We start from the raw sequence: 7,351 nt of genomic DNA, 5'->3' as shown, positions 1-7,351 counted from the left end.
GGGCGGAGGGCGGGCTGTGGCGCGAGGAGCTCGGCGGGGCGGAAGGGGCGCTGGAGGTGCTGCGGCGGCTCGAGGCGGTGCAGCGCGACCCGGTGAACGTGGTCGCGCCCAACCACCACCTGGTGCTGCGCAACCGCCTGCGGGGCTACCGCGCCGAGCACCTCGAGGCGCTCTACCCAAAGCGGCGGGTCTTCGAGTACTGGGCGCAGGCCCGCTGCGTGCTGCCCATCGAGGACTGGGGCGTCTTCGAGCTGCGGCGGCAGCGGTGGAGGCTCGAGCACACCGTCCAGGGCCGGCGGGGCGAGGGCTACGCGGGCGAGATCTACGCGGCGATCGAGTACGTGCGCTCCCGGCTCGAGGCCGAGGGGCCGCTGCCCGCGCGGGCGCTGGACAACGGGAAGAAGGTGCGGGGCTACTGGGGCTTCACCGCCAAGGCCACCTCCCAGGCCATCGAGCACCTGTGGGAGGCGGGGGAGCTGGTGGTGGCCTACCGCAAGGGCGACGAGCGGCACTTCGCCCTCGCCTCGAGGTGGTTCCCCGAGCTGCCCCCGGCCACGGCCGACCCCCAGGCCAAGCTGCTGAAGTTCGTGCGGGCCTACGGCGTCCTCGACGCGGGCGACCCCCGGCTGGGCTGGCTGCCGATGGCGGCGGCCGAGCGCAGGGCGGCCCTCGAGCCCCTGCTGCGCCAGGGGGTCGTGCTCCCGCTGCACCTGGAGGGCGTCCGGCGCCATTACTACCTGTGGGCCGAGCTGCTGCCGCTGCTCGAGGCCCTGCAGGGGGCTGAGGTCGCGCCCCGCCTCACGCTGCTCTCCCCGCTCGACAACCTGCTGTGGCGGCGCGAGCGCGTGCAGGACCTGTGGGGCTTCGACTACAGGTGGGAGATCTACGTGCCCGAGCCCAAGCGCCGCTACGGCCCCTACGTGCTGCCGGTGCTCGAGGGCGAGCACCTCGTGGCCCGCGTGGACGCCCGCACCGAGCGCGCGCAGGGGCGGCTGCGGGTGCGGCAGGTGTGGTGGGAGCGCAGGCCCCGGGCCAAGCAGGCGGCCCGCCTCTGGCAGGCCCTGGCCGAGCTGGCCCGTTCCCAGGGGCTCGAGCTCGAGCCCGCCCGGCCCATCCCCTGACCCCTGACCCCCGTCGCGTTCGGCCCCGCTTTGCACTACGCTTTGTGAAGTATGTGGCGCCGCCTCTCATGGATTCTCGTGGCATTGCTGGCGCTGGGCCTGGGCGAAGGCCCGCCCCCCGCGCCCCAGGGGTGCAGGCCCTACCCCAAGGCGAATTACCCCCAGGACTCCTTCGGCACCCCCCTCAAGCCGGGCGAGGTGGGGGGTAGCTCGAGCCCCGAGGGCACCCCCCGCCTCGCGCTCGACAAGGGCCGGGCGAGGATGGCCGTGGACCACTGCGCCCTGCGCATGCCCGAGGCGGGCGCGCCGCGCTTCGGGCAGGTGGGGCTGGCCTACCCCAAGATGGAGCGGCAGAACGGGCGAGTGGTGCACTTCCGGCTGCTGCCGGGCGACATCCAGCAGCCCAACGGCGTGGCGGTGGGGGCCTTCCCCGAGGCGCACCCCGCCGACCCCCTCAAGGGGGCCAACGCGGTGGCGCTCGACAACTTCGACAGCCTGGCGGGCACCTTCAACCTGGGCTTCCGGGGGGGCACGCGGCCCACGCTGCTGCCGCAGTTCCAGACCCCCCTCGACGTGTACGTGCTGCTGCGCGAGCAGGGGGCGGTGTACCTGGTGGACGGGCTCAAGGGCGGCTACTACGCCGCGCCGCCCTCGGCCAGCGTGCTCGGGCTCGACCAGACCCTGAGCTTCGGCGAGTTCTACCCCGGGGCCCACAGCTCGAGCACGCTCCACGCGCACCGCCTCGAGCACTTCCAGGTGCGCGACGTGGCCGCCTGGTCGCGCTGGTACGGCACCGCCCACGCCGCCGACCGCCTCACCGGGGCCAGCACCGCCGGACTCGGCCAGGCCGAGAAGGGGGGCCGCTGGCAGGTGCGGGGCAACCTCAAGCGGGGCGCCCAGGGCACCCGCGCCGACGCCATGGGCGGGATGGCCCTGCTCGAGCCGGGCGCGCCCTCGGGGGTGCTGGGCCTGCGGGTCAGGACCGGGGCGCGGCCGCAGGGGGTGGCCCTGATCTTCCGGGCGCGCTCGCCGCGGGACTACTACGCCTTCGTGGTCTCGAGCGAGATCGCCCAGGCGGTGCGGGTCAGGGGTGGGGAGGCGCTGCCCCTGCAGCAGACCCAGGCTGCCGAGTTCCTGCTGCGCCAGAACGCCACCCACCACCTCCAGGTCATCGACACCGGCAGCCGGGTGGGCCCCTTCGACAAGGGCGGCAAGATCCGGCTCTACCTCGACGGGCAGCTCGCCTTCGTGCTCGGCGACGACCCCCAGTCCAGCCCCGAGTTCGACAACGCCGACGCCGAGGCCGGCGGGGTGGGCTTCGAGATCGGGGAGGGGGTGGCCGGGGGCACGGTGCTCAGCCGCTTCGAGGCCCACCCCCGCGAGGTCGCCCTGCCCGACGAGCTCCGCCTGCCCGAGCCCTTCTTCGAGGAGCGCGGCGACGTGGTGGTGGCCTCCGACCGCTTCGACGGGCCCGCCGGCCCCCTCGAGGCCCGCCGCACCCCGGTGGGGGGCCTGGCCTGGGAGAAGCGCTCGCCGCCCGACCCCAAGGCCTCGCTCGCGCTGCTGGGCAACGGCCAGGTGCAGCCCGCGCCGCCGGGGGGGCGCAGCGACTACCTGCTCTACGGCCTGCGCTGGCCCGAGGCCTACCGCCGCTTCGCCAGCCTCGAGGCCACCCTCACCCCCCCGGGACAGAAGGGCGGCTACAACGCCGAGGGCGACTGCACCGGCTACACCCAGGCCAACCGCGAGAAGCGCCTGAGGGCCGGGTTCTTCTTCTGGCAGGACGCCGAGCACTACCTCATCGCCCGCGCCTTCACCGACGACTCGCAGTCCAACGCCTCCGAGATCGAGTGGCAGGCCCCGGTGGGCGGGGCGCTCGACGTGATCCGCCGGGTCAACCTGGGCCCGCGCCTGTGCCACGGCAACCCCTTCCACCTGCGGGTGAGCTTCGACGGCGACTGGGCCGTCGCCTGGGTGCGCGCGCCGGGGAGCCCGCTCGAGGAGCCCGTCCAGGCCTTCCGCTGGAGCGACGCCTTCCCCGAGCAGCCCCCCCTCAAGATCCAGATGGTGGGCCTGGTCTTCTCCGAGGAGGACAGCGGCACCCGGCTCGACAGCTTCACGGCGTGGGGCTCGACGCGGCTGAGGTGAGCGAGCCTCCCGCCGCCGTTCTTCGAACCTTCACGGTCCTTCCCCGAACGGTTCACCCCCCGAAGCTAGCCTCGAGGCAGCCCTGGGGAGTGCGCTTTTCCGGGCGAAAGGAGAACGTCATGAACGCGAAGAAGTGGATGATCGGCGTCGCTTTGCTCAGCCTGGGTCTTTCGCTGGCCCAAACCCCGCAGCAGCCCGCCCAGTCCAACCGGCCCCAGCAGGGCCCCAGCCGCATGATGGACCTGCGCGGGGGCAACCTGATGTGGACGGCGGCGCAGTTCCTGGGCGTGACGCCGCACGAGCTGGCGCTGCTGAGCAACGGGCAGAAGACCCTCAGCGAGGTGGCCCGCGACCTGGGCGCCGACGTGGCGCGGCTCGAGGCCGCGCTGGTGCAGGCCCGCGACCAGGGCATCGACCAGGCCGTGCAGAACCGGGTGCTCACCGCCGAGCAGGCGGCCGCCTACAAGAAGGCCACCGCCGCCGTCGTCAAGGCCTTCCTGGCCCAGAAGATCGACGCCGCCGGCTTCGGCCCCGGCGGGCGCGGGGGTCCCGGCGGCAAGGGCCCCGGCTTCGGCCCCGGCGGGCGCCGCTGACCGCCGAGCTCGAGGGAACGGGGGCGGCCTGCGGGTCGCCCCCGCTTCCAGGGGGCCTAGAATGGGCGTAGTGACCGGTGGACTCATCCTCATCGTGGAGGACGAGGCCCGCATCGCGGAGGTGCTCGAGCGCTTCCTGCGGGCCGAGGGCTTCCGCACCGAGCGGGCCGCCGACGGGCGGCGGGCGCTGGAGCTGTGGCGGGCCGCCCGCCCCGACCTGGTGCTCCTCGACCTGATGATCCCCCCGCCCGACGGCCTCGAGGTGCTGCGCGCCATCCGCCGCGAGGCCCCCACCCCGGTGATCGTGCTCACCGCGCGGGTCGAGGAGATCGACCGGCTGCTGGGCCTCGAGCTCGGCGCCGACGACTACGTGACCAAGCCCTTCAGCGCCCGCGAGGTGGTGGCGCGGGTCAAGGCGGTGCTGCGGCGGGCCAACGGCCAGCTCAGGGCCCCCCAGCGCTACCGGGTGGGCGAGCTCGAGCTCGACCTCGAGGCCTTCCAGGCCCGCTGCCGCGGCCAGGCCCTCGCCCTCACCGCCACCCAGTTCCGGCTGCTGCAGGCCTTCATGGCCCACCCCGGCAAGGCCTTCAGCCGGGGGGAACTGCTCGACCTCTTCGGCGAGGAGGCCCCCGACGAGCGCACCGTGGACGCGCACGTCAAGAACCTGCGGGCCCGGCTGGGCGAGTGCGGCGGTTTGCTCGAGACCGTGCGCGGGGTGGGCTACCGGCTGGCCGGGGAGCCCCGGTGAGGCTCACCGCCCGGTTGCTCCTGTCCTTCGCGCTGGTGGCGCTGTTCGCCGCCGGTTTCGGGGCTTTCCTGGCCTTGCAAGCCGCGCAGACCGACGTGCGGCGCTTCTTCCGCGACCAGTTCGGCGAACAGGCCATGCCCCCGTCCGGCACCCCCGGACCCGGGCGGCGCTCCGGGCCCCCGCCCCAGCGCGACCGCGAGCTGCTGCTCGAGCGGCTGCGCGACTCGCAGGTGCAGGCGGCGGTCTTCGCGGTGCTGGTGGGGCTTTTGGCCGGGGGCTACCTGGCCTGGCGCTCGGTGAGCCCCATCCGCCACCTCACCGACGTGACCCGCCGCTACGCGCGGGGCGAGCGCCAGGCCCGCGCGCGGGTGCAGGGCGCCGACGAGATCGCCGAGCTGAGCGCCGCCTTCAACCAGCTCGTGGACCAGCTCACGGCCGAGGAGGCCCAGAAGCAGCGCATGGTGGCCGACATCGCCCACGAGCTGCGCACGCCCCTCACCGTGCTGCGGGGCGAGCTCGAGGCCCTGCAGGCCGGGCTGATGGAGCCCACCCCCCACACCCTGGGCCGCCTGATCGAGGAGGTGGACCTGCTGACCCACCTGGTGCAGGACCTGCGCCTGCTGACCCTGGCCGACGCGGGCGGCCTGAGCCTCAACCGCGCCCCCCTCGAGCTCGCCGCCCTGGCCCGCGAGGCCCTGGCCGCCTTCGGGACGCGGGCCGAAGCCCGGGGCGTGCGGCTGGGGTTCGCGGGGGGCGAGCTCTCCCTCCCCGCCGACCGCGAGCGGCTGCTCCAGGTGCTCTACAACCTGCTCGACAACGCCCTGCGCCACACGCCCGCAGGCGGCGAGGTGCGCCTGGAGACCGCCCTCGAGGGCCCCTGGGGCCTGCTGCGCGTGCGCGACACCGGCCCCGGCATCCCCCCCGAGGACCTGCCCCACGTCTTCGAGCGCTTCTACCGCGCCGACAAGGCCCGCACCCGCGAGTCCGGGGGCTCAGGGCTGGGGCTCGCCATCGCCAAGGCCCTCGTCGAGGCCCACGGCGGCCGGATCGCGGCCCGCAACGCGCCGGGAGGCGGCGCGGTGCTCGAGGTCCGGCTTCCCCTGAGCAAGGGTTAAGCGGCTCCAGCGTGCGTTTGCCGGAGGGCAGGCAGCTACCGGCTATGGGCGTTCAGCGTCCGGCTATCGACCACCGACAGCCCGCGCCAGGCCTACTGCCGCCAGAACCCCTCGTGCACCCGCACCGCCTCGTCCTCCAGCGCCGGCCCCAGCACCTCCACCGGGCGCTGCCCGCGGGCGAAGACCTCGCGGCAGGGCAGCTCGAGGGTGGGGTTGGCGGGGTCGTCGCCGGTGAGCTCGCGCAGCCGGGCCTCGCTCAGCGCGTACACCACCCGCCGCACGTTGCCCCAGTAGATCGCCCCCGAGCACATCGCGCAGGGCTCGGTGGAGGTGTAGAGGGTGCAGGTCGCCAGGAAGCCGGGGTCGTAGCTGCGGGAGGCCAGGCGCATGAGGTTGAGCTCGGCGTGGCCCGTGCAGTCGCGCTCGGTCTGCACGGTGTTCTCGGCCTCGAGCAGCACCTTGCCCTCGGCGTCCACGAGCAAGGCGCCGAAGGGGTGGTTGCCGTTGGCGCGGGCCCGGCGGGCCACCTCCACGGCCTGCCGCAGGAACTCCAGGTCTTTGGCGGTCATGAGGCCAGCATAGCGCCTCAGGGGCGCTGGCACTCGGGGCAGAAGTGCGTGCCCCGGCCCCCCACCACGGTCTTGGCGATGCGGCCCGTGCAGCCGGGGGTGTTGCAGGGCAGGCCCGCGCGGTCGTAGGCGTTGTGCTCGAGCTGGAAGTAGCCGGGCTTGCCGTCGGGCTGCCGGTAGCTGGCGTCGGAGAGGGTCGAGCCGCCGGCGCTCACCGCCCGGCCCATCACCCCGCGGATGGCCTGGTACAGCCGCTCGACCTCCTCGGGCCGCAGGCTGCGGGCCGGGCGCTCGGGGTGGATGCGGCTCATCCACAGCGACTCGTCGGCGTAGATGTTGCCCACCCCGGCCACCGCCTCCTGCCCCAGCAGCACCTCCTTGACGCGGCGCGGCGTGCGGGCCAGAGCCTGGCGGAAAGCCTCCAGCTCGAATTCCTCGGAGAGCGGCTCGGGGCCCATGCGCCGCAGGAGCTCGATGCCGCCGTAGTCCCCGGCCTCCACCACCCACCACTTGCCGAAGCGGCGCGGGTCCACGTAGTAGATCACCGCGTCGCCCAGGTGCACGGTGAGGCGGGTGTGGGGGTGGGGCGCGAAGCGGAACCCCCCGGTCATGCCCAGGTGCACGACCGCCTCGAGCCCCCCCTCGAGCTCGATCAGGATGTACTTCCCCCGCCTGCGGGTGCCCAGCACCGAGCGCCCCTCGGCCAGCTCGGTGCGCCGGTAGCGCGCGGGGTCGGCGTGCTCGAGGCGCACGAGCGTGCGCCCCAGCAGGTAGGGCTCCAGGATGCGGCGGGTGGTCTCGACTTCGGGCAGTTCAGGCATAGCGGTTGCAGGCTCCAGCATGCGGAAAAGGCGCGGGGGAGACCGTGAGCTGTCGCGCTATGGTGGCGGTGAGCTGAACGCCGATAGCCGATAGCCGAACGCCTAACGCGGGTCGTACGTCGTACGTCCTACGCCGTACGTCGTACGCAAAACGCCAAACGCAAGACGCAAGACGCCTGGTTCCCCCCTTAGCAAGGGGGGTTAGGGGGGATAAACCCTCCCCGCGGGCGGGGAGG

7 protein-coding genes are annotated in these 7,351 nt (G+C 74.0%); 5 read left to right on the top strand and 2 right to left on the bottom strand.

Annotated elements, in window-relative coordinates:
- The 5 genes from Mterra_RS17175 to Mterra_RS17155 form a co-directional block, all read left to right on the top strand.
- Positions 1 to 1,121 (top strand): DNA glycosylase AlkZ-like family protein (locus Mterra_RS17175; protein WP_147372905.1); only part of this gene is annotated, 1,121 nt, incomplete at its 5' end.
- A gap of 51 nt (positions 1,122 to 1,172) precedes the next feature.
- Positions 1,173 to 3,269, top strand: a complete 2,097-nt coding sequence (locus Mterra_RS17170) for a hypothetical protein (protein WP_147372904.1) — start codon at positions 1,173 to 1,175, stop codon at positions 3,267 to 3,269.
- Positions 3,270 to 3,388: 119 nt separating this feature from the next.
- Positions 3,389 to 3,862 (top strand): hypothetical protein, encoded by a 474-nt coding sequence (locus Mterra_RS17165; protein ID WP_119316267.1) that lies wholly within the window; start codon positions 3,389 to 3,391, stop codon positions 3,860 to 3,862.
- Between the two features lie 70 nt (positions 3,863 to 3,932).
- Positions 3,933 to 4,610: a response regulator transcription factor gene (locus tag Mterra_RS17160; protein WP_119316265.1), complete on the top strand. Its 678-nt coding sequence runs from the start codon at positions 3,933 to 3,935 to the stop codon at positions 4,608 to 4,610.
- A complete protein-coding gene (locus Mterra_RS17155; RefSeq protein WP_119316264.1) occupies positions 4,607 to 5,725 on the top strand; it encodes a sensor histidine kinase in 1,119 nt (372 codons plus the stop codon). The genes Mterra_RS17160 and Mterra_RS17155 overlap by 4 nt, the downstream gene beginning before the upstream one ends.
- Positions 5,726 to 5,817: 92 nt before the next feature.
- On the opposite strand, the gene Mterra_RS17150 is transcribed toward Mterra_RS17155, so the two are convergent.
- Positions 5,818 to 6,294, bottom strand: coding sequence for a nucleoside deaminase (locus tag Mterra_RS17150; protein WP_119316263.1), 477 nt, complete (start codon positions 6,292 to 6,294; stop codon positions 5,818 to 5,820).
- Between the two features lie 17 nt (positions 6,295 to 6,311).
- Positions 6,312 to 7,115 carry a DNA-formamidopyrimidine glycosylase gene (locus Mterra_RS17145; RefSeq protein ID WP_119316262.1) on the bottom strand — a complete coding sequence of 268 codons (804 nt, stop codon included), beginning with the start codon at positions 7,113 to 7,115 and terminating at the stop codon, positions 6,312 to 6,314.
- Positions 7,116 to 7,351: the final 236 nt, after the last annotated feature.

The sequence above is a fragment of the Calidithermus terrae genome (genome assembly GCF_003574345.1).
Lineage (GTDB): Bacteria > Deinococcota > Deinococci > Deinococcales > Thermaceae > Calidithermus > Calidithermus chliarophilus.
Note: the sequence above shows the minus strand (reverse complement) of the source record. Positions and strands in the feature narration are given on the sequence as shown.